Annotated in this window: 20 protein-coding genes; 3 read left to right on the plus strand and 17 right to left on the minus strand. The window is 42.4% G+C overall.

The features are described 5' to 3' along the window. Positions 1–84 precede the first annotated feature (84 nt). Positions 85–813: a pseudouridine synthase gene (locus tag F602_RS0103770; RefSeq protein ID WP_026183289.1), complete on the minus strand. Its 729-nt coding sequence runs from the start codon at positions 811–813 to the stop codon at positions 85–87. A 165-nt stretch (positions 814–978) separates the two neighbouring features. After that, a complete protein-coding gene (locus F602_RS0103775) occupies positions 979–2,139 on the minus strand; it encodes an MFS transporter (RefSeq protein ID WP_018166630.1) in 1,161 nt (386 codons plus the stop codon). Positions 2,140–2,224: 85 nt separating this feature from the next. On the opposite strand from F602_RS0103775, the gene F602_RS0103780 reads away from it, so the two are divergent. Together F602_RS0103780 and def are read left to right on the plus strand one after the other, a co-directional pair. Beyond that, positions 2,225–2,887, plus strand: coding sequence for a cyclic nucleotide-binding domain-containing protein (locus F602_RS0103780; protein WP_018166631.1), 663 nt, complete (start codon positions 2,225–2,227; stop codon positions 2,885–2,887). Positions 2,888–2,976: 89 nt separating this feature from the next. Beyond that, positions 2,977–3,591 carry a peptide deformylase gene (gene def, locus F602_RS0103785; RefSeq protein WP_018166632.1) on the plus strand — a complete coding sequence of 205 codons (615 nt, stop codon included), beginning with the start codon at positions 2,977–2,979 and terminating at the stop codon, positions 3,589–3,591. A gap of 84 nt (positions 3,592–3,675) precedes the next feature. Here the strand turns inward: def and F602_RS0103790 are convergent, their stop codons facing one another. The 15 genes from F602_RS0103790 to F602_RS0103860 all read right to left on the minus strand — a co-directional run bounded on the left by F602_RS0103790 (position 3,676) and on the right by F602_RS0103860 (position 24,354). Further along, positions 3,676–4,917, minus strand: coding sequence for an aminopeptidase (locus F602_RS0103790; RefSeq protein ID WP_018166633.1), 1,242 nt, complete (start codon positions 4,915–4,917; stop codon positions 3,676–3,678). Positions 4,918–5,043: 126 nt separating this feature from the next. Beyond that, positions 5,044–9,447, minus strand: coding sequence for a PolC-type DNA polymerase III (locus tag F602_RS0103795; protein ID WP_018166634.1), 4,404 nt, complete (start codon positions 9,445–9,447; stop codon positions 5,044–5,046). 149 nt (positions 9,448–9,596) lie between these two features. Beyond that, entirely contained in the window at positions 9,597–11,456 is a 1,860-nt protein-coding gene (locus F602_RS0103800; protein ID WP_026183291.1) for a proline--tRNA ligase, read from the minus strand. 182 nt (positions 11,457–11,638) lie between these two features. Then, positions 11,639–12,898 (minus strand): RIP metalloprotease RseP, encoded by a 1,260-nt coding sequence (gene rseP, locus F602_RS0103805; protein ID WP_018166636.1) that lies wholly within the window; start codon positions 12,896–12,898, stop codon positions 11,639–11,641. A 9-nt stretch (positions 12,899–12,907) separates the two neighbouring features. Then, positions 12,908–13,714 carry a phosphatidate cytidylyltransferase gene (locus tag F602_RS0103810; protein WP_018166637.1) on the minus strand — a complete coding sequence of 269 codons (807 nt, stop codon included), beginning with the start codon at positions 13,712–13,714 and terminating at the stop codon, positions 12,908–12,910. A 10-nt stretch (positions 13,715–13,724) separates the two neighbouring features. Then, positions 13,725–14,480, minus strand: coding sequence for an undecaprenyl pyrophosphate synthase (locus F602_RS0103815; protein ID WP_018166638.1), 756 nt, complete (start codon positions 14,478–14,480; stop codon positions 13,725–13,727). Positions 14,481–14,573: 93 nt separating this feature from the next. Continuing rightward, positions 14,574–15,332 (minus strand): GNAT family N-acetyltransferase, encoded by a 759-nt coding sequence (locus tag F602_RS0103820; protein ID WP_018166639.1) that lies wholly within the window; start codon positions 15,330–15,332, stop codon positions 14,574–14,576. Positions 15,333–15,378: 46 nt separating this feature from the next. Beyond that, the gene (gene yajC / locus F602_RS0103825; protein ID WP_018166640.1) at positions 15,379–15,696 is read right to left on the minus strand and encodes a preprotein translocase subunit YajC; all 318 of its coding nucleotides are present in this window, start codon (positions 15,694–15,696) and stop codon (positions 15,379–15,381) included. A 408-nt stretch (positions 15,697–16,104) separates the two neighbouring features. After that, positions 16,105–17,565: a hypothetical protein gene (locus tag F602_RS0103830; RefSeq protein ID WP_156801850.1), complete on the minus strand. Its 1,461-nt coding sequence runs from the start codon at positions 17,563–17,565 to the stop codon at positions 16,105–16,107. A 167-nt stretch (positions 17,566–17,732) separates the two neighbouring features. Then, positions 17,733–18,146, minus strand: coding sequence for a hypothetical protein (locus F602_RS0103835; RefSeq protein ID WP_018166642.1), 414 nt, complete (start codon positions 18,144–18,146; stop codon positions 17,733–17,735). A 26-nt stretch (positions 18,147–18,172) separates the two neighbouring features. Continuing rightward, the gene (locus F602_RS0103840; RefSeq protein WP_018166643.1) at positions 18,173–18,853 is read right to left on the minus strand and encodes a TIGR00266 family protein; all 681 of its coding nucleotides are present in this window, start codon (positions 18,851–18,853) and stop codon (positions 18,173–18,175) included. Between the two features lie 194 nt (positions 18,854–19,047). Next, complete coding sequence (locus tag F602_RS0103845) at positions 19,048–19,422, minus strand: hypothetical protein (RefSeq protein ID WP_156801852.1); 375 nt, start codon at positions 19,420–19,422, stop codon at positions 19,048–19,050. 169 nt (positions 19,423–19,591) lie between these two features. Then, positions 19,592–21,175, minus strand: coding sequence for a response regulator transcription factor (locus F602_RS0103850; RefSeq protein ID WP_169331167.1), 1,584 nt, complete (start codon positions 21,173–21,175; stop codon positions 19,592–19,594). A 45-nt stretch (positions 21,176–21,220) separates the two neighbouring features. Next, positions 21,221–22,654 carry an extracellular solute-binding protein gene (locus F602_RS0103855; protein ID WP_018166646.1) on the minus strand — a complete coding sequence of 478 codons (1,434 nt, stop codon included), beginning with the start codon at positions 22,652–22,654 and terminating at the stop codon, positions 21,221–21,223. A gap of 407 nt (positions 22,655–23,061) precedes the next feature. Beyond that, entirely contained in the window at positions 23,062–24,354 is a 1,293-nt protein-coding gene (locus tag F602_RS0103860; RefSeq protein WP_018166647.1) for an adenylosuccinate synthase, read from the minus strand. A 297-nt stretch (positions 24,355–24,651) separates the two neighbouring features. Here F602_RS0103860 and gshAB point away from each other — a divergent pair, with 297 nt between their 5' ends. Then, positions 24,652–26,904: a bifunctional glutamate--cysteine ligase GshA/glutathione synthetase GshB gene (gshAB, locus tag F602_RS0103870; RefSeq protein WP_018166649.1), complete on the plus strand. Its 2,253-nt coding sequence runs from the start codon at positions 24,652–24,654 to the stop codon at positions 26,902–26,904. Positions 26,905–26,959: the final 55 nt, after the last annotated feature.

The following is a 26,959-nucleotide window of genomic DNA, read 5'->3' on the forward strand; positions in this document are numbered from 1 at the left end:
AAAGCAGCGGAGATAGCTAGGATTTTTGCTGATTTTGTTCTGAAAACCGAACATTCAAAAGGATACACTCGAAAAAGTGGACTCCTACAACACCACACCAAAGATTGACAAGCTAGCTCGTTCAGCCTCTGTCAGTCTACGAAACGTTCCGATTGGCAGATTTTCATCCAAAACTAACGGCCCCATACTGAGACGCTGAAGGTCTGTAACCTCTTTGCCACAGGCAGCTACCATGCGTTTGACCTGATGAAATTTCCCCTCTCGAATGGTGATGCGGACGAGACTGGTGTGGTTAGCTTCATCTAGTTCCATAATTTCCAATTCAGCTGGTAAGCATCTCATATCTTTCAGTTCAATACCTTGACGAAATCTTTCCACATCCTGTTCAGTCATGATTCCTCTAATCTGAGCTTGGTAAATTTTATCCACGTGCTTTTTGGGAGATAACATGGCATGAGCCAAGTCTCCGTTGTTCGTCAAAAGCAAAAGACCGTGGGTATCAATATCCAAACGTCCTACAGGAAAAACCTGCTTGCGGCGCGCTGGATCATCTAGCAGGTCTAAAACTGTCCTATGTCTAGCATCTTCTGTGGCTGAAATGACACCTGGGGGTTTATTGAGCAAGTAATACACAAAGGTCTCATGCTGCAAAACCTGTCCTTGAAAAGTAACCTTGTCAGCCTTTTCATCCACCTGACACTTAGCTGATGTCTCCACTTTGCCATTGACCATGACTGCCTTATTTTTTAGGTGTTTTTTGACTTCCGTTCGTGAACCGGCTCCGCAGTCCACTAAAAATTTATCCAATCGCATACGGTTATTATAACAAAAATATTGCTAAAAAATAGAAAAAACACCGATTGCTCAGTGTTCTTCCCAGGAGATATATGAAAAAGAAAATTTGTTTTCCTATTACTAGGATAATAGAAGTATAATTGTATTTCCTTAAAAAATCCTAAAGGAAACCTTAGAGAAAACTTAAAGAGATTTTTTTCTAGAAAATTGCTGGTAAATCAACAACAAACTGATCAAGGCACAACCGACAGCATAGATACCAAAGGCTCCTGTTGGTGTGGGATTGAGACTTTCTAGGAAGTTTGGCAAAATAGAGGCTGTTGCTCCTCCGATATTGCAACCTGCTAAAACCACAGTCATGACCGCCATCAGCAAACTTGGTGGTGTTTTTTCTGCTGTCTGGCTAAAGACAATCGTGAGAACCACACTATAACAGAAACCTGAAATCATAGCTCCAACCCCCAGCAGGAAAAGATTGGTTGAAAAGGCTACAATCAGAATAGATAGACCAAAAGCCACATAGGCTACTGGTAGAAGCCACTCTTTTAGACGGCCCACTAAAAAACCAAAAAGAGCTCCTGAGATAATCCCCATCAGCTGCATCCCACCCAAAATCCAGCTGGCCTGTACCGCTGTTCCCAGTTGATTGTCTGTCACGATAAGAGGGATACGGATGGTGGTGAAGGTGTTGACATTGATGACAAAGAAAGCTAAAAAGGCTAATCTCAAACCCATTTTCCAGAGGTCCTTAGTGAGCTTAGGTCTATCAGGTGAGGTCTTTTCTGTTGATAGCTCACGCTTGGGTACAAAACGGATAAAAAGAAAGAGAATGATAAGAGCCACTAAATAAGCTAGAAAGGCTGTTTGCCAACCAAATCCACTCAGCCAGCCAACCAAAATAGTCAAACTAGCACTACCCAAAACCTCAAAAGAGCCACGTAAGCCCATCATCTGAATGCGTTCCTTGCCTTGATAGAAAAGACCTACAATATTGATGGCCCGTGCATTGATAAGACCAATGCCCAATCCCAGAAGAGTCCTAGACAAAAAGACCATGTAATAGTTGGGAAAGAGAAAAGGCAGGGATCCACCCAAGGCCATCAGAGTCAGTCCCAATATCACCAAAGCCCTATCAGATAAGAAACGGACAAAGATGGGATTGGCCAATAAACTAATCATGATAAAAAGAGAGGTGATGGTGATTAGAAATTCCACCTGACTGGCCGCATAACCTTGTCGACCAAAATAATCAATCATTTGGGGTAAGGCAGGCGAGACCGCAAAGGTCGATACCAGCATAAGAGAGAGAGAGAGAATGCTGATTTTTTCAATAATCTGTTTCATGATTCACCTTTATTTTCATTTTTTACCTTATCTAGTATAATAGAGACCAGAAGAAAATAATAGGACAAATGTCACAAAAATAAATATGAAAATAATTAAAGATACCTATCTCATCCAATCCTTTCTGACCTCCTCTCACACCCGCCAGGTCTTCCCAGAAAGCTACCGACCTAAACTCCGTCTGGTCACCTACGAAGCAGGAGAAGCTATTTGCCAACAGGATGAGCAATTAACCGCTCTCTCGTTAGTAGTAAAGGGAAAAGTTAAGATTGTCCGCAAACTCTTTAATGGTAAGGAGTATATCCTAGATATCTCTAGTAGCCCCAATCTAATCGGAAATATCGAACTGATGACGAACCAAAAGATTGTCTCATCAGTGATTCCCCTTGAGAAGGTTTGGGTGGTTCAGTTACCCCTATACAACCGCCAAGAACTATTGAGCGATGTCAGTTTCCTCTATAAGGTGGGCAAAGGACTAGCAACCAGTCTCTACCAACAAAATATCCAAGCCGCTTCCAACATCGGCTACTCGGTTAAAGAACGCCTCGCCACCCATATTCTAGACATAGAAAACCAAGGATATTTCCAACTAGAGCTCCATCTCCTAGCGGATTCTTTTGGTACGAGCTACCGCCATCTCTTGCGAACTATCAAGTTTTTTTTAGAAAAAAGGATTATTCTTAAACAAGGAAAGGGGTATTTCCTTTGCGATCGGGCAGTTTTAGAAAAACTACGTATCCATCCTTGACCTGTCCTATTTAAAAATCCGTCTAATCATGATATACTATTTATACTTGAGAATAGAAAGTTATACCTGAAAATAGAAAGTGAGAGAACATGTCTGCAATTGAAAAACTGACCAAGCCTGCCCATCTGATCGACATGGAAGATATTATCCGTGAAGGTCATCCAACTCTACGCCTTACTGCACAAGAAGTGGAGCTTCCCTTATCTGATCAAGATATCATTCTTGGCGAAAAAATGTTGCAATTCCTGAAACATTCCCAAGATCCTGTTATGGCAGAAAAAATGAACTTACGCGGTGGTGTAGGGCTTGCAGCTCCTCAGCTGGATGTTAGTCGCCGTATCATCGCTGTCCTAGTCCCCAATCCAGAGGATCAGGAAGGCAATCCACCTCCAGAAGCCTATTCACTGCAGGAAATCATGTATAATCCTCGTATCATTTCCCACTCTGTCCAAGAAGCCGCTATTGAAGGTGGCGAAGGTTGCCTATCCGTAGATCGCGAGGTCCCAGGCTATGTCATCCGACACGCTCGCATCACTGTTGAGTACTTTGACAAAGAGGGCGAAAAGAAAAAGCTCAAGCTCAAGGGCTTCAATGCCATTGTGGTTCAGCATGAAATTGACCATATCAACGGTATCATGTTCTACGACCGGATTGATCCAGAGCATCCATTAGCTGTGAAAGATGGGATGTTGATTATTGAGTAATCAGGTACACAGATATTAAACTAGATCTCCAAAAAGAGTTCTGCTAATAGCAGAACTCTTTTTATATATTCTTGTCAACTCAAGTTAAATCGCCCAGTCTCCTTGGCGGAAGATAGGAACGACGGTACCATCTTCGCGAATTCCGTCAATGTCCATCTTATCAGAACCAATCATAAAGTCTACATGGACATCAGAGCGGTTCATCCCTGCTGCTTCTAGCTCTTCTTCAGACATTTCTGTTCCACCTTCAATAGAGAAAGCATAGGCTGCACCGATAGCCAAGTGGTTGGAAGCATTCTCATCAAAGAGGGTGGTCAAGAAAGTGATATTAGATTGAGAAATCGGGCTCTTATCTGGCACCAAGGCAACTTCTCCCAAGGCACGTGCGCCACGATTATCAAAGACCAATTTCTTCATGACCTCATCACCTTTTTCAGCTGAAACATCAGTAATTTGACCGTTTTCAAAGGTTACCTTAATTCCTTCGATTAGGTTTCCATTGTAGCTGAGTGGTTTCGTTGAGGTCACATAACCATCTGCAACTCGAAAATCTGGAGCTGTGAAAACTTCCTCTGTTGGCATGTTGGCCACAAAGTGTTCTCCCTGAGCATTGACAGAACCAGCAGATTCCCAGACATGATGTTTTGGCATTCCCAATACCAAATCTGTACCCGGTGCACGGTAGTGTAATTTCACAAACTGCTCTTTGTTCAAAATAGCAGCCTTCTCATCTAAGCGTGCTTCATGCTCTACCCAAGCTTGTACTGGATCTTCTTCATAGACACGGCAAGTCTTGAAGATTTGGTCCCAAAGTAAATCAACAGCTTCTTCTTCGCTAGCTGCTTCTGGAAAGACTTGTTTAGCCCAAGCTGCACCTGCAGCCGCACCTAGAGTCCAGCTAATCTTGTTGGCTTGGCTAGCTAAACGAAGTGGTTTTAAAGCGATATTAAGAGCACGAGTGGCTTTGGACAATTTTTCTGGATCCACGCCACTTAGTGCATCTGGAGCTGATGATAAAATCCCCAAGCGACTAGCTTTCTTATCCAAAACATAGTTCATCTCTTCCACTCGGTATTGAGGGATGTTCTCCAAACGTTCCTCTGGTACATGGAGGTAGTTCTGGCGGGTTACAAACTCATCTGTCCATGTCACTAGGACCTCGACAGCTCCAAGAGCATAAGCTTCTTGCACCAACAGACGAGCCAATTCAGCCTGCTCAACGGAAATAGTCAAGGCCACAGTATGACCTGGCTGTACGTTGATACCCTGCTTAACTAAGAGATGGGCATATTTTTTTAGGTTTTCTTTGAAATTTGGTAAAACCATGAAATTCTCCTTTAAATCATAATACTAGAACATTGTACCATATTTTAGGACGTTTACCAGAATTGAAGATAAAAAAGACTATCAGGTAAACATGTCATTTATGGTTACTATTTCTAGTGTATATTGCTAAAATAATTCATCAAAAAGACTGAGTTGGTTATCTTCTGGCATTCGGCCAAGAATCCCCATGTCGTCCATTTTTTCGACCAAAGTGCTAGAGAGACCTCCGCGTTTGCGAAGCTCTGTTTTGGACAGAAACTCACCTTGTGCACGGGCCGCTACTACTTGCTTGGCTACGTTTTCTCCCAGACCATCCATGGCCACAAATGGTGGAATCAACGTATCCCCTTCAATCAGAAACTCGATCGCATCGGACTTGTAGAGGTCAAGTTTTCCAAACTTGAAACCACGTTCCAGCATCTCATTGACAATTTCTAAAGTAGTGTAAAGATCATTTTCGACATTGGAAGCCTCATTGTTTTTCTTCTTGAGGGAGATTTCTTCCATCTTAGCCTTGACCTTATCCAGACCACCAGACATCACTGCCAAGTCAAAGGCCTTGGCACGGATAGAAAAATAAGCACAATAATAAAAAATTGGATGATGCACTTTGAAATAGGCCACTCGCAGGGCCATCATGACATAGGCTGCTGCATGGGCTTTGGGGAACATGTACTTGATTTTTCCACAAGATTCGATGTACCAGTCAGGTACATGATTGTCTTTCATAGCTTGGATATAGCTATTGCGTTCTTCCTCTGAAATCTTGAGCCAGAGTCCCTTACGAACACGCTCCATGATGTTAAAGGCCATCTTGGGCGGGAGACCGGCATGCATTAGATACACCATGATATCATCCCGACAACCAATTACCGTAGATAGGTTAGCAATTCCTGACTTAATTAAATCCTGCGCATTGCCCAACCATACATCGGTACCATGAGATAGACCAGATAATTGCAACAGCTCAGAAAAAGTGGTTGGATGGGTTTCTTCTACCATGCCACGAACAAAGTTGGTTCCAAATTCCGGAATACCCAACATCCCTGTCGGTGTTCCGATTTGTTCTGGTGAAACGCCAAGAATCTCCGTCCCAGTAAAGAGCGCCATCACACCCTTGTCATCAAAGGGAATGGTATTTGGATCAATACCTGATAGTTGCTGTAGCTTTCGAACCATCGTCGGATCATCATGACCCAAGACATCCAATTTGAGGATATTCTCATCGATATCATGGAAATTAAAGTGGGTTGTTTGCCAGGTAGCCGTATTATCATCGGCAGGGTATTGAACAGGGGTGAAGTCATAAACATCCATGTAATCAGGAATAACAACGATACCACCCGGATGCTGACCAGTTGTGCGCTTCACACCAGCCGCACCAGCAGCCAGACGTTCTACTTCCACATCCTTATAAAACTTACCATAGTCCCGCTCATACCCACGAACAAATCCATAGGCTGTTTTAGCAGCAACAGTACCCACGGTACCTGCCCGAAAAGCATACTCTTCTCCAAAAATAGCTCGAACATCCAAATGGGCGTCCGGCTGATCATCACCTGAGAAGTTCAAATCGATATCGGGTACCTTATCTCCATCGAAACCAAGGAAGGTCTCAAAAGGAATATCCTGACCATCTTTATTGTACGGATGTCCACATTTTTCACAGTTCTTATCAGGCATATCAAATCCAGAACCGTAAGAACCATCGGTAATAAACTCTGAGTGCTGACAGTTCGGACAGACATAGTGTGGAGGCATTGGGTTGACCTCTGTAATGCCAATCATAGTTGCAACAAAGCTGGATCCGACAGAACCCCGTGAACCGACTAGGTAACCTCGTTCATTGGAACGTTGTACCAACATCTGTGAAGCCAGATAAATCACAGCAAAACCATTTCCCAAAATGGACGACAGTTCCTTTTCGATACGCAGGTCGATGATATCTGGCAGGGGATTGCCATAGATTTCAAAGGCCTTGGCATAGGTCATCTCAGCAACCTGTTCCTCTGCCCTCTCAATATACGGAGTATAGAGGTCCTTTTTAACCACTTCGATGTCTTCAAAACACTCTAGAAGTTGATTTGGGTTGGTGATGACAATTTCCCTAGCCAGATTCTCTCCCAAGAAGTTAAACTCATCCAACATTTCGTTGGTCGTCCGAAAATGAGCCTTCGGTAGAGGTGCTGGCTGAGCATCTTCGCCTGATCCAATAGTCCAGTTCATCATTGAACTCTGACCTAGAGCCCGCACTATAATTTCACGATAAATCTCTTCTTCAGGATCCAAATAATGGACGTTTCCTGTTGCAATGACTGGTTTACCACTCCTACGACCCAGTTCAATCAAATCACGGATGATTTGACGAATGGCCTCTTCATCCTTGATTAAATCACGGGCAATGAGGGGGGCGTACAGAGCTGGAGGCATCACCTCAATAAAGTCATACTCATCCACCACAGACAGCGCTGCTTCAAATCCTTGTGATAGCAAGGTATCAAATACCTCCCCATCTGCACAAGCAGTTCCCAGTATCAAGCCTTCCCGATGCTGTTCTAAGACTGTTTTTGGAATCCGCGCAACTCCTTCGAAATACTTGACATTAGAGAGGGAAACCAGCTTAAAAATATTTTTCAATCCTACCTGATTGGTCACATAGATAGTAGCATGCTTGACACGGGCCTTCTTATACGAATCTTCTCGCACTAGACGCGTATTCAAATCGACCAGATTGGTAATCCCATGACGGTCTCTGACATCATTGATAAAGATAAAAAGAAGACGACCTGTTGCTTCAGCATCATAGTTGGCCATATGGTGGTGCTCCAAAGACACTTGGAAACGCTTGGTCAATGGCCCCAAACCATGGCGCTTGTATTCTGGATAAAGGTTTCGGGCAAATTCAAGAGTATCAATGACTGGTTGGCTAATCAGGGGTAGACCGTGGCGCTCATAGTTGGCATTCATAAAGCCTACGTCAAAACTAGCATTATGAGCTACTAAGACAGCATCCTGACAAAAAGCCTGAAATTCTTGCAAGACCTGCAAAAGAGGTTTTGAGCCCTTAACATGGTTATCGGTGATTCCTGTCAACTCTGTTGTAAAGGCTGATAAGGGATGCCCTGGGTCAATAAATTCATCAAATTGTTCGATGATATTGCCCTTTTCCATCTTAGAGGCTGCAATTTGAATCAGGCTATTATGCTCGGCTGATAGCCCAGTGGTTTCCACATCGAAGACCACATAAGTTGCTTCTTTCAAATCCATCGAAACTTCATTGAAAGTGATGGGAATGCTGTCCTCTACAAGATTAGCTTCCAAGCCAAAGATAGCCTGAATCCCAGCTTTGCGAGCTGCATGGTAGCCGTGAGGAAACGATTGGACATTGGCATGGTCCGTGATGGCAATAGCTTTATGGCCCCATGCTGCTGCCCGTGCAATCAAATCTTCCACCGGAGGAAGAGCATCCATGGTAGACATATTGGTATGAGCATGAAACTCGATGCGCTTCTGGCCTTCCGGCATCAAATCCTTACGGATTTCTTTCTTAACTTCCTGTACATCTTGAACATTCATGGTCAAATCCCGCGTATACATGTTCGTTTCGATATTCCCACGAACCCGCAACCAATTGCCCTTTTTGATCATATCAAACTTCTGAGCATCCTCTTCATCCTTTGCCCATTTTTGCAGTTTGAAGGAGGAAGTATAATCAGTCATCTTAAAGTTGATAATAACACGACCTGTTCGAGTTGTTTTTTGCTCTACTTCAAAGACTAAGCCTTCAAAAACCAGACGATTTTCTTCTGTCTCCACCTCTACCATCGGAGTGATAGGTTCTTTGTCCAGAGAAGGTCGAGCTACTTTTTTCTTCTTAAAGTCTTGGAAATTCCCTCCAACTGGCTGAGCTTCTGACACAGGCGGCGGAGTCATCTGAGCTAGTTGTTCCAGGGCTTCCAGATTCTCCTGATTGGCTTTTTGATATATTTGTTCATTTTGAGCATGGAAGACTTGCTCTTGCTGCTGGGTCATCTCCTGACAGACTCGGATATCTACCCTCAACTGCCCAAAACCAAAACGCTCAAACTGTTGAATGAGATTGGGGAGATGATTCTTGCGAAAGTGAAGCGTATCCACGCTTTGTGGGCCTTCAATCCAGACCTGACTATCCTCATACGTCACCTTCAAATCCTGAAAAAGCGATTTGAAACCCGCACTCTGGCAAAGTTCTTCCTCAAAAGCCTGACGATAATAAGCCTGCAAGAGTTGAGCAGATATTTCTTGATTATCGGTCACTATCTGAAAGCGGGCCTGGTTCCCTGTCTTTGCAAATTCATTGTGGAGACGTGCCTTTAAGAGCTGGTAATGACTGATGTCCAAAACCTGTGGCAGGCGGAAAGTAAATTCCCAGACCTTACTGATTTTATGAAGCAAAACATTCTCAATTTTTCCAGCAGAAAAAGCCCCTGATTCTCGTAACTCAAGCGGCATGCCAATCTGCTCTAAAAGAAGCTGAAATTTATCTGACATAGAGTCTCCCTATTTTGTACCCAAAGAACTTTCTTTTCTAGGGGTAACATAATATTTCTATTTTATCACATTCATCAGTCGTTTTCGAGAAAAGAGGGGCGGTCAGATAGAAGAAAAAGCTTGAGGGATTTCCTCAGGCTTTTCTATTCTTATAAGTCTTGGGTTAATATAGCCAAAGTTTCCAACAACTGGTCCACATGGACCTCCACTGTATCACCTGTCCCTTTGATTTTGACTTCAACAATGCCTTCAGCTGCCTTTTTACCAACAGTAATGCGAATCGGCAACCCAATCAAATCACTATCAGAGAACTTAACACCAGCCCGTTCGTTGCGGTCATCTGTCAACACTTCATAACCAGCTGTTAGTAAGTTGCTTTCGATACTAGCTGTCAGCGTCATAGCTTCTTCATCCTTGACATTCACCGGAATCAGATGCACATCAAATGGTGCTAATTCTTTAGGGAAGTTGATACCCCAAGCATAACGAAAATCGCCTTTAGGTGTCTTATTGACAAATAAGCGAGCATGTTGCTCTAAGACAGCGGACAAGAGACGACTGACTCCTATACCATAAGAACCCATGATAATTGGCACACTACGTCCATTTTCATCCAAAACGTGGGCTTTCATACTGTCTGAATACCGAGTGCCTAGCTTGAAAATATGGCCAATCTCAATACCACGCGCAAACTGCAATACTCCCTGGCCATCAGGAGACACTTCTCCTTCCTTAACTTCGCGAATATCTACATATTCGCTCACTTGGAAATCACGACCGGCATTGGCACCCGTGTAATGATAACCATCTTGATTAGCCCCAACAACAGCATTTTTTATATCCTGAACCTTGCGGTCCGCAATAATCTGAATATTGTCTGGGAGACCAACCGGACCAAGTGAGCCAAATCTAGCCCCAAAGATAGCCTGTACTTCAGCCTCATCTGCTACATCGAAGAAGTCTGCACCAAGGTAATTCTTCAATTTGACATCGTTAACTTGATCATTGCCCATTAAGAGCGTTACAACCAGTTCTCCATCTGCTTTGAAGACCATTGTTTTGATGGTTTCTTCTGTCGGTATCTGTAAGAAAGCTGCTACCTCATCGATGGACTTGCAGTCTGGCGTTTCAACCTTGACCAAATCTGCTTCTGTAACAATCTTACCAGAAGGTTTGTATTCGCTAGTAGCCATCTCTAAGTTCGCTGCATAGTCTGACTCGCTAGAATAGGCAATGGTATCCTCGCCAGACACCATCCAGGCAGATAGCTCTGAGCGAATTTCAGCCAATACATTTTCTGGAATCTCCTCCAAAGAACCAACTGACTTATCCAAGACCAACCAACGATTGAGGTCCGTTCGATCTGGAGTAATAGCCATAAATTCTTGGCTATCCTTACCACCCATAGCACCACCATCACCGATAATAGCCTTGAAATCAAGACCGCTGCGCGTGAAAATGGCTTCATAGGCTGTCTTATAATCATTATAGGTCACATCGAGACTTTCATAATTTGCATGGAAACTGTAGCCATCTTTCATGATAAACTCACGACCGCGCAAAAGCCCATTTCGAGGTCTCTTTTCATCACGATACTTAGGCTGGATTTGATAGATATTGAGCGGCAACTGCTTGTAGGACTTGACCGCATCTCGAGCTAAAAGAGTTACAGTTTCTTCGTGAGTTGGTCCCAAGATAAAGTCCGAACCTTCGCGGTTTTTGAGCTTGTAGAGGTCGTCTCCGTATGTATCGTAACGACCTGACTCTCTCCAAATATCTGCCGACAAGAGAGCAGGAGCTAGAAACTCAACAGCTCCGATTTTGTCAAACTCTTGGCGCATAATCGTCTTGGCTTTCTCAATAACACGGTTGGCTAATGGTAAATAGCTATAAATACCAGCCGATACTTGGCGAACATAACCTGCTCGTACCATGAGAGCATGGCTAATTACCTGAGCATCCGAAGGCATCTCCCGAAGCGTCGGGATTATCATTTTAGATTGTTTCATAATTAAGATACAACAGGCGTAAGAAGTAGCAGCTAAGCGAAACAGTCGAAGAGTCTGGAATGACAGCCACGACTGAACGTATCTATGCAAGCTTCCGCCTGATTCCATTCTAAACCAAGCAGTTTAGAACGAAAACTTCCTTTCAATTAAGTTACTAAATTTTCATTATCCGTTGTCTATTGTTAGAAAAATACTCTCATGATATCATTCCAGGTCACAACCAGCATGAGCAACACCATAATAGCAACACCAGCTAGAGTAATATAGGACTCTGTTTCCTGTTTGAGTGGTTTGCGACGGATAGCCTCAATCAGATTGATAAGGATTTTACCGCCATCTAGGGCTGGAATAGGAATCAAATTAAAGATACCCAGATTGATGGACAGCATAGCCAACAGCCTCAAAACAGGGAGAATCCCTCCTTCAGCCGCCTGAGAGCTGACGTTGTAAATAGCTACTGGACCACCTAGTTGTTTGACATCAAAGCTAGCAATGAGATTTTTCAGAGCATTGACAATCAAAAGAGCAGTGGCTCCAGCCTCACGGAAGCCACCAACAACTGTTTCGACAAAACCGGACTTCAAATGAGGCGAAACACCGAGTCGATAGTAGCCCTGATCCTTTATGGTCGTAATTTGAAGATTGCTTTCTTTACCATTTTCTTCGACTACCAAATCCAGCACTGGAGCCTCCTTGGCATCCTCATTGACTTGAGCAAGAATCGAAGATAATACTTCGTAGTCAGCCACTTCTTTTCCATTGATTTCCAATATCCTAGCACCTGTTTTCACACCGGCTGCCTGAAGGGCACCACCATCCGTAACAGTTACTTGATTGGTACTCACATCTGGAACACCACCTTGGAGAAAGAAAAAGAGAATAAAGGCTAAAACACCTAATATAAAGTTGTTAAGAGGACCAGCAAAGTTTGTCATTAAGCGACCCCAGATGCTAGCATTTTGATACTGGACATCTAGCGGTGCAATCCGCACCTCCGTTCCATCTTCTTCAATGATGGTCGCATCATGGTCAACCTTGAAAGTCTTACTTTCATCCAAGACCAAACCTGTTAGAATCAACTGATCCTCAAAATCAAAACTGGTCACATTCATGGGTAGACTGGTATTGTCCAGAATTTTTTCAGACAGATTGATACGGGTCACAATCCCTTTTTCATTAAGACTCAAAGAGGCTGGTGTTCCCGTCTTAATCTCCGTTTTATCCTCTCCCCATCCTGCCATGCGAACATAGCCACCAAGGGGGAGCATCCGGATAGTATAGGCTGTTCCATCTTTTCCAATATGGGCAAAGATTTTAGGTCCCATTCCGATTGCAAATTCCCGTACCAGAATGCCAGCCTTTTTAGCAAAATAGAAATGTCCGAACTCGTGAACCACCACGATGACACCAAATATAAATATAAATGCAATAATTCCCTGCATAGAATCTCCTTAAAATAGACCGAAAAAATGCATGATAGGGAAGACAAAAATCAAACTATCAAAGCGGTCCAAAATACCACCGTGACCTGGAATCATTTTCCCCGAATCTTTAACACCGAAGTGCCGTTTGATGGCACTTTCCACCAAATCTCCAAACTGGGCAAAAACAGAAAAGATTGCCACCAAGAGCAAGGTTACACCAAAGGAGTAGCCGGTCACCACTTGCTTATCCAAAATGAGAAATACAGCTGATACAGTGACAGCTGACAAAATGCCACCGATAAAACCTTCTATTGTCTTATTGGGAGAAACACGTGGCATGAGCCGGTGACGACCAATCTGGCGACCAATCAGATAGGCACCTGTGTCTGTCGCCCAGACGATAAGAAGTGCAAAGAAAACCTTGTTGAGGCTATCCATCCGAGCAACCACTAGGTTGTGAAAGCCAATTCCTACATAAAAACTAGAGGCAATCGGATAGACAACATCTGCATAGGAATACTGTCCAATATTAAAGACAATCGATCCAAGCAAGAGAAAAACCACAATACCAAAGGCGACATAGTTACCATCAGTCGGTAGAAATGAAAGATAAGTCTCCAGTGGCAGGGTCAAGACTAGAGCAGCCAACATGGCCAATATCCCTTCAATCGAACTAGGCAATAAGCGGTTCATCTTAAGCAACTCAGCTGTCGCAATCATGGCTAGAAAGCCGATAAAGAGCTGAAAAATGACCCCACCCTTAATTAAAAGTGGAATGAAAACCACCAAGGCGAGCGCACCAAAAATGACCCGTTTTTGTAAATCTCTGTTCATTTCTTTCTCCTTAGATACCACCAAAACGTCTATGGCGGCGGTTGTATTCTTCGATAGCTGTCCGCAAGGCTATCTCATCAAAATCCGGCCAAGCTATATCTGTAAAATAGAGCTCGCTATAGGCTGTTTGCCAGGGTAAAAAGTTGCTGAGACGTTGCTCACCACTAGTCCGAATCACTAAATCTGGGTCTCTTAGCTTATCCGGCAAGCAACCCGTATAAAGATAGTCTGCAATCAATTCTTCATCAATATCCCCAGGGTTAAACTTGGCATCCAAAGTATCCTGTACAATCGAGCGAACTGCCTTGGTGATTTCATCTCGTCCTCCGTAGTTGAGAGCAAAGTTCAGAATCAAACCAGTATTGTTCTTGGTCTTATTTTCAGCCCTATAGAGAGCTGTCATGGTTGCTTCAGGCAAGCGGTCATGATCTCCAATCATCTGGATACGGACATTGTTAGCATGTAGATCAGGCACATACTTATCGTAAAATTCCACAGGTAAATTCATGATGAATTTTACTTCCTTTTCAGGTCTGCTCCAGTTTTCTGTCGAAAAGGCATAAACTGTCAGCACCTTAACTCCCATATCTGATGCAGCCTTCGTCACTTTTTGCAAGGCATCCATCCCTGCCTTATGTCCCATAATCCGAGGTTGCATCCGCTTTTTGGCCCAACGACCATTTCCATCCATGATGATTGCAATATGCTTGGGAATGTCCAACACTAGCTCATCTTTTTCTTTTTTTCTAAAACCAAAGGTAAACATCATTTTTCCTCATTAGTTATAATCATACTATTATAACATAATTTCAAGAGATGCAACATGTCCGACAACGAGTGATAAGCCAGAACAGGTGATTTAGTGATCCGTTCTATGGCGACTGTTACTGCGTAAGCTTGTCCAATAGAAAGCTACTTCCTCGTACCCTTGATGATGGTACATCGCTCGGTTGACTTCTTCTGCAATCAAGATTGCTTGTTTCTGGTTCTTCAAAGCAGCTAATTGGAGAGCTGTGCCGATGCCACGACCTTGATAGGCCTCATCTACCTGATAATCATCAATCTCTACATAATCCCCGAAAAACCAAGCCGTAACAGATCCAACTATCCTTGACCCATCCAAGGCCAGATAGACTTTTGAGTTATTAGTTAACAGATGGCTGCGATTGTCAGCCAACATCTGATCAGCATAGGCTGAACCATATTGCAAATGATGCTGATAGGAAGCTTCTAGGTAGGCATCCAAGTATTCTTCATCCAACTCTACAATCCGAATCCCTCCCAAGTCTCGAAGTGTCAGTTGTAAATCCTCAACAGGGCTAGTAAAAATAAGATTCTTGCAACAGTCAAATCCCAGTTTTTTTAGATAATCTGCCATTTCTACCGAAAGTTCCTCATTCTCTACAAAGAAAAGGAGAGCATAGTCACTGATATACCTTGCTTGCTCTTGCGCCAAGTAGGCCAAGTCTGCCTCCAAATCAGATAGACTAGGCATCCGTTTATAGCTGATATAGTTTGCAAAATAGCGCTCTGATGTCGCTGGATTTTTAAAATGTTTGAAGCGTTCACTTTCGTGGTAAATAGGCTCACCAGATTCTAACAATTCCTTGTAATTCATCTTCCTTTTCCTCATAGCCCTTTTAACAAAAAAAGAATAACCACTGTTATTCTTCGATAGCGCTGTCGCTCTCTTCGTTGGTTCCCTCAATCGCAGCCTCTACTGGAACAATTGACGCCGCTTCTGTGACACGGTTACGGATGGCAGAGCGGTCAAAAGTTAGGTAGATGCCATCGATGTCCAAAACTACTTTTTGGTCATTGATTTCATCTACGATACCATATAGACCACCAATAGTGACGATTTCATCACCTTTTTTAATTTGGTTAAGGGCGTTGACACGGTTTTGTTGCTGTTTCTTTTGAGAAAATACCATCCAACCTAGCAAGCCCAACATTAACACTGGAAAAATAAATTGTCCCATTCTCTTCACCTCATTTTTTAATATGTTCTATTATAACAAAAATCAAATCGAAAGCAAGGCCAAGAAACACCGAAGATGCGGTAAAGCGTTCAAGTCAACACTTTTTCTACCTAAATCTTAACCACTCAATCTCATGTACTCTAACAAATAACTCAGTATGATACAGAAAAAGATAGCCGTTCTAGCATTTTTAAGCCCAAAAAAAGATTGACGAAACCTTCAAAAAATGAATTGTTTCATCAATCTAACTTGATATCGGATAGACATTTGTCTCTTAGACAGCAAGAGGACAGGGAGGTTAACAGTCCTCTCTTATCATCCGAATATCTGTCAATGTTCCTAGAACATTCAACCTACATTAAGCTTACTTCCATAAAAGGAGGTCTAGCTCTCATATCTCGTAAGGTTTTAGAAACCTGTGAAACTAAAGAGCAAGACTTCTTCAGCAGAATGGTCCTCTCTTTTCTGAGTTAACATGACTAGTATCTCCCCATCTTCTAGCCGTTGCATATCTTCCAGCCATGGGTAATTGGTTCCAAATAGATCGTCTGAATCGATTGAACCAATATGAGTGCCATCCTTGGTCCAAAATTGAATCTCACGCATATTCCCATCAATAGCTACAAAACCATTTTCTGTTTCAGCCATCCCTGTAATGAAACCTAACAAATCATCATGTTGGGAGCCACCACCTCCTAATGTGAATAGCGGATTGCCGTCATGGCTGTACACAATGATTTTAGTCGCATCATCTTCATCGGCTATTTTCCCAGCAACCATGATGTATTGTTGTGTGATTTCCACATTATCTATGCTAGAGAACGGACCTTGACGATTGGCATCGTCGTTCAAACCGGTCAATATCCAGGGTTCTGCGGTTAAATTTCCATTTTGGTCGGTCACCTTTTGTGGATCGGTACTGCTCCAGAAGCTGATACCCCAATCACCCGAAGGGTGCATCGCCAAATCACCCTTAACTGTTGTTTGGAGCGCCTTCTTTCCATCTTTTACACCGATGACTTCGAAAACACCTTGTGATAGATAAAGCATTCCATCCTTACCTAATGACACATATTCATATTCATCATCCAATTCCAATGTGGAAACATGTTTCAAGCCTTTCTCTTTCCATTCATAGGTATGGAGATCATGTTGAAACAGGAGAAACAATTGGTTTTCATACTTCATAAACCGATGATCTGTGGAATGAAAGTTGGTTTCTGGCTCATCAAAAGGAATGAATTTCGGAGAAATGGTATAGGTGCCTACCATCTGTTTTTCAACTTCAGGTGCTATCGCCTGACCGTCCCAAGGCCATGGGGCTTCCTTATTGCCAGTATCTTTCAAATCGACAATGATTCCTTCAAACAATTCTTGAATAACATCATTGTCTTTCTCTCCTTTGACACTAATTGTATAAGAAATACCTGACGGTGTATGACGATACATATAGAGAGTCTGTCCATACTTTTCAGGTAGATTCACATACTCTGCATTTCCTATAGCAGTCGTTTTTACTTTTCCGTCTGCATAATCTTTTAAATCTACAGCATTCGTAAACAGTTTGCTTCTAAACTGATAAGTATCTTCTTTAGTTGCTTCCACTTTTACTGTGCTAGTGGAGCTGTCTGCTTGCTCTCCATCAAAGAATGTTACAACGGAAAAGCTGTCAGTTTTTTGCATTTTTTCTTTATCATATTGCCATGTCTTCGGAATATAAACCTGAAGAAAACCCATATCTAGTTTCTCCCGGTCTGTAAATTCTACTTCTGGTTGATTTTGATCTACTTTCGGCGTTTTCTGACCACAGGCCACTAGCACCATTACACTCATAAGAATGCATATCATCAGCCGTACATGTTTTTTCAATCTTCTTCCCTCCTATCTACTAAGACTAGCAAAAAGGCCACAAGAGATATAGGACGCAAGGCTACTTTGTACAGTATGCTCTTTATACCTACCATACCATCCACATGATTCCCCTCGTCATCATTCATCTCTGAGTCTAATTGAAGACGTCTTTCTTTTCATCAGCTTTATTCCTTCATATAAATTTCTGGATTGGCTTCATCACTACCTTCTTTTGCAAAGATAACCTTTACACCCATACCAAATATGTCATCAATGGTAAAAATGTTCTCTTCAATGACCCCAACCATTTCAACTCCATCTATATCAAATGTTATCTGGTTATCCTCAACAGTCCATTTACCGCTTCCAGTTTCTTCACCAAATGTCAGGACGGCTTTCCCTCCATTTTTCACTTCGATGGCCATTGCTTCACCCAAGGCTTTTTCAACAGGTTCTACGACGCCATAGCCTTCTAGAACAACTCCGACCCACTTTCCTTCATAAGGACTTTTCTCAGCAGTTGCTCCACCACATGCGCTCAATAGCACTAAGGCCAGCATGATGATTGTGCCCAATAACCAGCTTATCTTCTTTTTCATTCGTCATCTCTCCTTTTCAATTGTTATTATTTATTTGTAAAATAGGGACTTAAGAGCTCTGCAACATTGCTAATTGGCATAGTTTGTAGGTATACTTTCCCTGGTCCTCTCACGACTGTATTAAAGATACCTTCACCACCTAATAACATGTTTTTGGCTCCTTTCACAGCCACAACATCCATGGTGCAAGTTTCATCCATTGCTGCCAAGTAGCCGGTACTCACCAGCAATTCTTGACCAGCTTCTAAATCATACTCTTGAGCATGACCATCAATTTCGATAAAAGCTATGCCATTGCCACTTAACTTTTGCATCACAAAGCCTTCACCACCAAATATTCCTTTTCCTAATTTTTTCTGGAAGTGCATGGATAATTCCACACCCGTTTCTGATGCAAGAAAGGCACTCTTTTGGACAATGATTGATTTTCCTGGAGAAATTTGTAATGCCTTAATATCACCAGGAAAGCTTGAGGCAAATGCAATCATCCCATCCTGACCTTCTGCAGTGTATTTATTTTGAAATACAGAATCTCCAGATACTAGACGACCCAGCATTTTTTTCATTCCACCACCAGAAACTGTTTCCATTTTCATATTAGGACTCATCCAACTCATACTGCCGCTCTCTGTAATCATGGACTCTCCGGCTTCTAATTCGCAGATAACAACAGGTAGATTCCCACCTAAAACCTCGTATTTTTTCATCTAGTTTCTCCTTTCTTCCAATGATAATCACTGTAGTGTTCTCATTACAACCAGCATCATGCTCATTTTGTATGGTCAGCAGTATACCTCCTCTCTATAGGTGTAGTCTTTCTGAATCTCTAGCTAACGATTGCATAGAGATTTTGTCAACTATGAAGCTGATTTACTAAAAATAGACACTGGAAAAGAACTGATTACCCACTCTCCAAATCCATTTTTTTCCGAACAGCACTACCAACTGCCTGCAATTTTTCTGCACACTGACAGCACATATCAATATCATCGCAGACTAAAAAACAATGGTCACAACTTAACCGCTCACAGATTGGACAAAGGCTAAATCGATTCATCGCTTCTTGAATAGCCTGAATTTTGGCGCGTTCTTGCTCTCTCTGATAGACTTTCTGGTAAATAATCCTCCTCCCTTCTGCTGTCGGGGATTCACCCGCTTTTGTGAAGCGTTTTAAGGAGCTTTTCCATACACGACCACACACTTCGCAGGTAAGTGCAAAACAAAATACATCTTCTGTTGAGCAGTCCTCCAATTTTCCTGCAATAATCTTTCGCACGCTATCACCTCGCTTCCCCACTGCTCTTGCCCTACAAACTCCTTGCCATCTGCTTTCTACACCATCAGTTTACTTTAGTTTTTATAAGAAAAAAATGGTACCCAGGATACTTTTCCACTACTTTTGGAAAAAGTATACCTGGTATACCATTCATTTTTTACGATTTTGGCTACTCCTGCCTGTGTAATTCCTCTATCCGTCCACACCTTCTGAATAAATCAATCAACAGGAGTAATTCATCATTAGAAGAAATTCCTAGCTTTGTATAGATATTGCGATTGTGCTTTTTCACTGTACTCATGCTGATAAAAGCTAACTCTGGAATTTGGGAAACACTGTGTCCCTCCAAGTAAAAATGAAAAACATGGTACTCAGCAGCCGATAATGTTTTGATTCCATCTGAAAAACGCACTAGTAATTCCTCAATATCTTCTGGCAATCCTCGGTCTGAAAGCTGTTCTGCATGTGGTTGCGATTCCAAAAATCGAATAAGAACATCCAGTTCTGAAATTCCCGTACTGAAAGTAGAATAGTCCTTTTGTGTTTGAATAAACTCCAAACCTTTGACAATTGGATGAACAAATTTTCTCGAAATAATGAGAGACATGGTCCCCATACATAGAATAAAAAGAAAGACAGATAAGATTAGCCTAGCTCTATGCTCCGATACACGTTCCATATAAATTCTGTGGGGGATTAAAACGACCACTTTCCAATTCTGCTCTTCCTTTCCTGCGATTGAGACTGGCTTTTCAATCCCCAAATAGCTATCGACACCATCTTGATAATAAGTGAGTTCGCTATTGTTGTTTTCTACTAAGGAGAGATGCCTATCGTTCCAAGTTGGTGTCGAACCTCCAACCAGACCTTTCCCAATCTCTAATTGATCTTTTTCCAAGGGCGCCATTACTGTCATTGCAGGACCAAACTCTGTTTCAACGACTGGATAAGATAGTTTCATGTATAGATCGCTCAGCTCTACACCACAAACACCATAGAACTCACCTTGACTGCCGTAAAGAGGGGCATGATAAAACATAGCCTTCTCCCAGCTATCCTGTATTCGGCGACTATCTGTCCAAAAACCTGACTTCTGCTTGGCTTGGAAACATTCTGTGAATTCTGGAAATGCATCAATATCAAACTCCAAGTTCCAGCGGTTATGTAGTTCTAATCCCTTTTCTCTAGCGATATCAGGAATTCCCCTGAAATAGAAAATATCTGGATCTAGCTGAACATGATGCCCCACATTGGCCAATCTCAGATAAACACCGCTGCGATACTTCTCAGCATGTGGTGCCTCTGTATTTATTGTTGCATTTAGAGTCGCATAGGTGCCACTACTGCGTGTCACCTTTAATGTTGTATTAAGTTCTGCAAAAAAATCTTTCTGTATGTCTAATAAAATCTCTGGCTGATTGTCCAGGCCTTCGACTGTTTTTAATCCATGCTCTTCGAGTTGATACTCTATTTGATGACTAAGGTTCCTAGCCATATTGTCCCCATAGCCAGTCATAATATCCATTACATCTTGGACAGATGCCGCTGTTTGATTGGCTTTTATTTCCAATACTTGTCTGACTTGATGTTCAAAATTAAAAATTGCTCCTGAGGTAGCCAGCACCAGTATTAAAATGCCAAAAGCTGTCAAAGACATAAACAGCAAGTATGCTAAGAGTTTGCTTCGCAGGGTAATATTGCCCTTGTTGAACATGAAGAGCAGGTGTCTTAGTTCATGCAATCTCCTTTTCATATCGTCCCTCCACATCCCATTCTTCGCCTATTTTGTCATCCTTTTTTATTCCTGAAACTGTTCTATCATATCTTGAAAATTCGCTAGTGATTCTAATGCCAGTTGCTGGGCTAATTGTTCTTCTCTTGACTCCTTTTCCTCTGCTGATAGACCTTTCCAACTAGCAACCTCCGCCACATAATTTTCCCTCGCCTCTCTGAGAATTTTACGGGCATTTTTTTCAACTTCCATTTCTAGCTCTAAGTAGTTAGAAAGCTGAGGAGCAGTATAAAAAGAGTAGTCTTGTTGTGTTTGGATAAAGGCCTCATAAAGGCTCTTATATTTCGGATTTTTCATGCTTGTAACGGCTTCTGGCAAATAAGTAAAAGCATCTTTTTTCACTGGCATATAGCCAACTTGAGTCACAAAACGGACATTACATTTTGGCTCTGTTAACCACTTTAAAAACTCACTAGCCGCTTTTTCTCGCTCAGGTGTTGACTTGGTTAAACAAAATCCAGCACCACGCTGCATCACCAATCGAGAGCCATCTTCAAAAATAGGAATCGGGAAAGCCTGCACAGTAATTGGTTCGGAGATATTATTTGGATAAGTCACAATGTCTTCATAATAGAGCACACTGGCAGAGGAAGCAACACTCACAATAATCTCTCCAGTCCGTAAGGGTTCCGTAGCATAGCCATCTTGTAACCAAATTCCACCTTGAATGGCTGCCCTTGCATAAGGTAACCAAGCTTTCGTAAAATTTTGGTCAAAGGCAATCGTCCCTTCTTTAAAAAAATCCTCACCCATTGATGTTATTCCAACTTGAAGGTAATTAAAGTGGTAATCATGAACAAACAAGCTCTTGCCGTCACCAACTACTTCCGGTGTCTGATGATCTGTCCATTTTCGATACTCTTTCGACATCTGGAATAAGCCTTCCCACGTTTTCAATTGTTCGAGATTTGCGCCTGTTTCAGTTGCAAAACGCTCAAAGAGCGTCTGATTAACAAATAAAATCTCTGTTGATTTCGCAACTGGCAAGACCAGTAACTCCTCGTCAATCATCCCTTCTTGCAAGAATGCTGGAACAAAGGATGAAAGTTCTTCCTCGGAAAAATAATCTTGGAAATCAACCAGTACCGAAGAATCCGACATAGCTAACAAGGTCTTAGGATAAGAAATAAACAAGTCAGGAAGATCAGCAGCACCAGGTTCATTTTTAGAGGCTGCCAAAACCGCTTTATGTATCGTGTTGGTATTTGAAACTTGGGTAACTTGTAAAGTAATGCCCTTTTCTTTTCCCACCGTCTGATTAAACTCCTCAATCATGACATTCAAGGGAGAGTCTGTCTGTCCACCATAGACATGCCAAACCGTTAACGTAATCGACTGCTCTTTCTTGCTACAGCCAGCAATAAGACCGCCTAAAAAAAGGAAGTTAAAGAATACGAGCCATACCAACCAACGCATCGTTTTGTTTACAGTTTTTTTCATAGCCATTACCTCCAACAAATTAGCCCAGCATCTCCAAACAAGATCTTTCTACACTATACACTCTCTTGAAACCTAATACCCCCTCTTTCTACAGGAACAGACTACCTTGTTCTCATTGTTTTATTCGCATATTGCTTGATACAGTTGCACATATAATACATGATTTATTTTATTATACCATAGTTTGTTAGCGTTTACACAAAGTCCTTTCAATATTCTTATAGTTCCTTCTCTCATGACTTATCTACTTCAGATAGAAACTGTTACAGAGAGGCTGTAACAATCAAATCTATGAAATAAACAAAAGACTTACAACTGTATTCCAAAAAATTGGATTGTAAGCCTTTTTTATAGTTATTCTTCTACTGTTTGACCAGCAGGTGGAAATTTGTTTAGAATTCTACTGTTTAAATAGTTCCCCAAACTGATTCTAGAATATTGGTTTGCTCTCGACCTGGGCCAACTGAGAAGGTTGAAATACGGACACCGACCAGTTCACTCACACGGCGAACATAGTTACGGGCATTTTCTGGTAATTCATCTAGGCTACGTACACCTGTGATGTCTTCCTGCCAACCTGGTAGTTCTTCATAGATTGGTTTGCAACGCTTGAGGGCCTCTAAACTAGCTGGGTAATGGTCTATCCGCTCACCATCCAAATCATAAGCCACACAGATTTTGACCGTATCTAGGCCAGATAAGACGTCAATAGAGTTAAGGGAAAGATTGGTGATCCCTGATACGCGACGACTATGACGCATGACAACGGAGTCAAACCATCCAACACGGCGCGGACGACCAGTTGTTGTGCCATACTCATGCCCAACTTCTCGGATGCGCTCGCCCACTTCATCAAAGAGTTCGGTCGGGAAAGGACCATCCCCAACACGGCTAGTATAAGCCTTGCAGACTCCAACTACCTTGTCAATCTTACTTGGTCCAACCCCAGAACCAATGGTCACACCACCAGCTACTGGATTGGAGGAAGTCACATACGGATAGGTCCCCTGGTCAATATCCAACATGACCCCTTGAGCTCCCTCAAAGAGAACCCGTTTTCCTGCATCTAAGGCATCGTTCAGAATCACCGAGGTATCAGTCACATACTGCTTGATTTGTTGACCATATTCATAATATTCTTCAAAAATATCTTCAAAGGAAAGGGCCTCTGAATCATAGAGTTTTGTGAATTGGCGGTTTTTCTCCTCTAGGTTAATACGAAGACGCTCTGCAAAAATGTCCTTGTCTAGAAGATCAGCAATCCGAATCCCTACACGAGCCGCCTTATCCATGTAAGCTGGGCCGATTCCCTTGTTGGTCGTTCCGATCTTATTCTCTCCCTTAGCTTCTTCCTGCAATTGGTCTAGCTTGATATGGTAAGGCAGGATGACATGGGCACGATCGGAAATTCTCAGGCTCTCTGTTGAAACACCTTCATCATGAAGATAGGCCAGCTCCTTCACTAAAGATTTTGGATTAACAACAACCCCGTTTCCGATGACAGAAATTTTTTCTGGGAAGAAAATGCCCGATGGAATCAGGTGTAACTTGAACTTTTTATCATCGATAACAATGGTGTGACCCGCATTGTCACCACCTTGATAACGGGCGATTACTTCTGCATTGGCAGATAAAAAATCTGTAATTTTACCCTTACCTTCATCACCCCACTGGGTTCCAACAACTACTACTGATGTCATATTTATATGTATAGGCAAGAAACGACCTGCCCAGTCCTTTCCTCAAAACAAATGGTGGGAATTGCACCCACAAGTCTTGTTTACACCTTATTATAATAAAAAACGAACTTTTTTTCAAGAAAGGACATTGGCAAGAGAAAAACCGAATGTTTTGTTCTTTTGTCTCTAATATTTTATTTTTTTCCGAATTTTGTAAGAACCTCAAACTTTTTCCTATCCCATGCTAACGTAGTAAAAATTTGTTTTTGACCTAGAAAGGGTATAAAATAGAGATAATATAAATCTCGAGGCAAAGACATGACCCTATCCAACATTTTACAACGACTACAGCCAAACAGTCCCATTTTACAGGGAAATTTTGGACTAGAAAGAGAATCTCTACGAATCAATCACCAAAACAAACTTGCTCAAACTCCCCATCCAAACTCACTAGGCAACCGCTCTTTTCATCCCTATATTCAGACGGACTATAGCGAGCCCCAATTAGAGTTAATTACTCCTGTCAGCCACTCGACAAAAGAGGCCTTACGATTTCTAGGTGCTATCACAGATGTAGCCAGCCGTTCTATGGAGAAGTCCGAGTATCTATGGCCTCTCTCTATGCCTCCTTACATCACCGAAGAGGAGATTCAGATTGCTGCCTTAGAAAATGACTACGAATACCAATATCGGGTCAGTTTGGGACAACGCTACGGTAAACTTCTCCAATCCATGTCGGGAATTCATTACAACTTTGAATTAGGCAAAGATTTAACACAATCCTTGTTTGAAATCAGCGACTATGAACATTTCGTAACTTTCAGAAATGATCTCTATCTCAAACTAGCCCAGAATTTTCTTCGCTACCGCTGGCTTCTAACCTATCTCTATGGAGCTAGTCCCTTGGCAGAGGCTGACTTTTTTAAGAATCCCCCTTCTTATCCTGTTCGTTCTCTACGCAACAGCTCCTATGGCTATGTCAATGCCGATGATGTCCAGATTTCCTTTTCGAGTCTAGAAACCTATGTGACCAAACTGGAGGACTGTGTGGCATCAGGCAAACTATCCGCCGAGAAAGAATTTTACTCTGCCGTTCGTTTGCGCGGTAGTCAACGCAATCGTGACTACTTAACCAAGGGAATCCGCTACTTGGAATTCCGCTGTTTTGACCTCAATCCCTTTGAGGCCTTAGCCATAAGCCAAGAAACTCTAGATACAGTCCACCTCTTTATCCTAGCCCTATTATGGCTAGATGACTTGACCGATGTAGATAACCAACTAGCTCAAGCTCAAGTCCTAAACGAGCAAATTGCCCTTAGCCATCCACTTGAAGAATTACCAGAAACAGCCGATGTGGACTCTATCTTAATAGCTATGGAGCACGTCATCCGTCATTTCCAACTCGATGAGTATTACAAACAGCTGATGGAAACTATCAGAGCAGCCATTGCTGACCCCAACCTGACCATTGGAGGACAGCTCTATGCTCATATTGAAAATCATTCCTTAGAATCTTTCGGTCGCAAACAAGGACAGCTCTTTCATACTGATGCCTGGTCCGCTCCTTACGCTTTAAAGGGGTATGAAAACATGGAACTATCCACTCAAATGATCCTCTTTGACGCTATACAGATGGGGCTAAATATAGAGATTTTGGATGAGAATGACCAGTTTATCAAAGTCTGGCATACTGACCATGTTGAGTTAATCAAAAATGGCAATATGACTTCCAAGGACAATTACGTCGTGCCCCTAGCCATGGCTAATAAAACTGTGACTAAAAAAATTCTCCATGGAGCCGGCTTTCCTGTACCAGCTGGTAGCGAGTTTCGTCAGAAAAGCGAGGCTCTTCGCTACTTTGCCCAAGTAAGGGACAAGGCCATTGTCGTCAAACCCAAATCAACCAACTTCGGTCTGGGGATTTCCATTTTTCAGGAACCAGCTAGCTTATCTGACTATGACAAAGCCTTGGACATCGCCTTTTCAGAGGATTCCGATGTTCTTGTAGAGGAGTTCATCCCAGGCACCGAGTACCGCTTCTTTGTCTTAGATGGCAAATGTGAAGCTGTACTCCTACGGGTGGCAGCCAATGTGATTGGGGATGGTATTCATACCATTCAAGAATTGGTAGAACTTAAAAATCAAAATCCCTTGCGGGGTCGTGAACACCGCTCTCCGCTCGAAATCATTGACTTGGGCGATATCGAACTTCTTATGCTGGAGCAACAAGGTTATCGACCGGACACGATCCTAGCTGCGGGGGTGAAGGCTGATCTACGAGGTAATTCCAATATTTCTACCGGTGGTGATTCCATCGATGTGACCGAAACCATGGATGAGTCTTACAAGCAAATCGCAGCAGATATGGCTACGGCTATGGGAGCTTGGGTCTGCGGTGTAGACTTGATTATTCCAGATCCTAACATTCCTTCGACTCAGGAGAATCCAGCCTGCACCTGTATTGAGCTCAATTTTAACCCATCCATGTATATGCACACCTATTGTCATGAAGGCCCTGGCCAAATTGTCACTAAGAAAATCCTGTTGAAGCTTTTTCCTGAGTTGGCTTAATTCAGAACATGCAAAAAACCGCCAGTTGGCGGTTTTTTAAAAGCTTATTTTTTCT

The sequence above is a fragment of the Streptococcus minor DSM 17118 genome (assembly GCF_000377005.1).
Taxonomy (GTDB): Bacteria; Bacillota; Bacilli; order Lactobacillales; family Streptococcaceae; genus Streptococcus; species Streptococcus minor.

Coding starts and splice junctions, on each gene's coding strand:
- F602_RS0103770 (WP_026183289.1), bottom strand. CDS start 813: ATGCGATTGGATAAATTTTTAGTGGACTGCGGAGCCGGTTCACGAACG.
- F602_RS0103775 (WP_018166630.1), bottom strand. CDS start 2,139: ATGAAACAGATTATTGAAAAAATCAGCATTCTCTCTCTCTCTCTTATG.
- F602_RS0103780 (WP_018166631.1), top strand. CDS start 2,225: ATGAAAATAATTAAAGATACCTATCTCATCCAATCCTTTCTGACCTCC.
- def (WP_018166632.1), top strand. CDS start 2,977: ATGTCTGCAATTGAAAAACTGACCAAGCCTGCCCATCTGATCGACATG.
- F602_RS0103790 (WP_018166633.1), bottom strand. CDS start 4,917: ATGGTTTTACCAAATTTCAAAGAAAACCTAAAAAAATATGCCCATCTC.
- F602_RS0103795 (WP_018166634.1), bottom strand. CDS start 9,447: ATGTCAGATAAATTTCAGCTTCTTTTAGAGCAGATTGGCATGCCGCTT.
- F602_RS0103800 (WP_026183291.1), bottom strand. CDS start 11,456: ATGAAACAATCTAAAATGATAATCCCGACGCTTCGGGAGATGCCTTCG.
- rseP (WP_018166636.1), bottom strand. CDS start 12,898: ATGCAGGGAATTATTGCATTTATATTTATATTTGGTGTCATCGTGGTG.
- F602_RS0103810 (WP_018166637.1), bottom strand. CDS start 13,714: ATGAACAGAGATTTACAAAAACGGGTCATTTTTGGTGCGCTCGCCTTG.
- F602_RS0103815 (WP_018166638.1), bottom strand. CDS start 14,480: ATGTTTACCTTTGGTTTTAGAAAAAAAGAAAAAGATGAGCTAGTGTTG.
- F602_RS0103820 (WP_018166639.1), bottom strand. CDS start 15,332: ATGAATTACAAGGAATTGTTAGAATCTGGTGAGCCTATTTACCACGAA.
- yajC (WP_018166640.1), bottom strand. CDS start 15,696: ATGGGACAATTTATTTTTCCAGTGTTAATGTTGGGCTTGCTAGGTTGG.
- F602_RS0103835 (WP_018166642.1), bottom strand. CDS start 18,146: ATGAAAAAGAAGATAAGCTGGTTATTGGGCACAATCATCATGCTGGCC.
- F602_RS0103840 (WP_018166643.1), bottom strand. CDS start 18,853: ATGAAAAAATACGAGGTTTTAGGTGGGAATCTACCTGTTGTTATCTGC.
- F602_RS0103850 (WP_169331167.1), bottom strand. CDS start 21,175: ATGAAAAGGAGATTGCATGAACTAAGACACCTGCTCTTCATGTTCAAC.
- F602_RS0103855 (WP_018166646.1), bottom strand. CDS start 22,654: ATGAAAAAAACTGTAAACAAAACGATGCGTTGGTTGGTATGGCTCGTA.
- F602_RS0103860 (WP_018166647.1), bottom strand. CDS start 24,354: ATGACATCAGTAGTAGTTGTTGGAACCCAGTGGGGTGATGAAGGTAAG.
- gshAB (WP_018166649.1), top strand. CDS start 24,652: ATGACCCTATCCAACATTTTACAACGACTACAGCCAAACAGTCCCATT.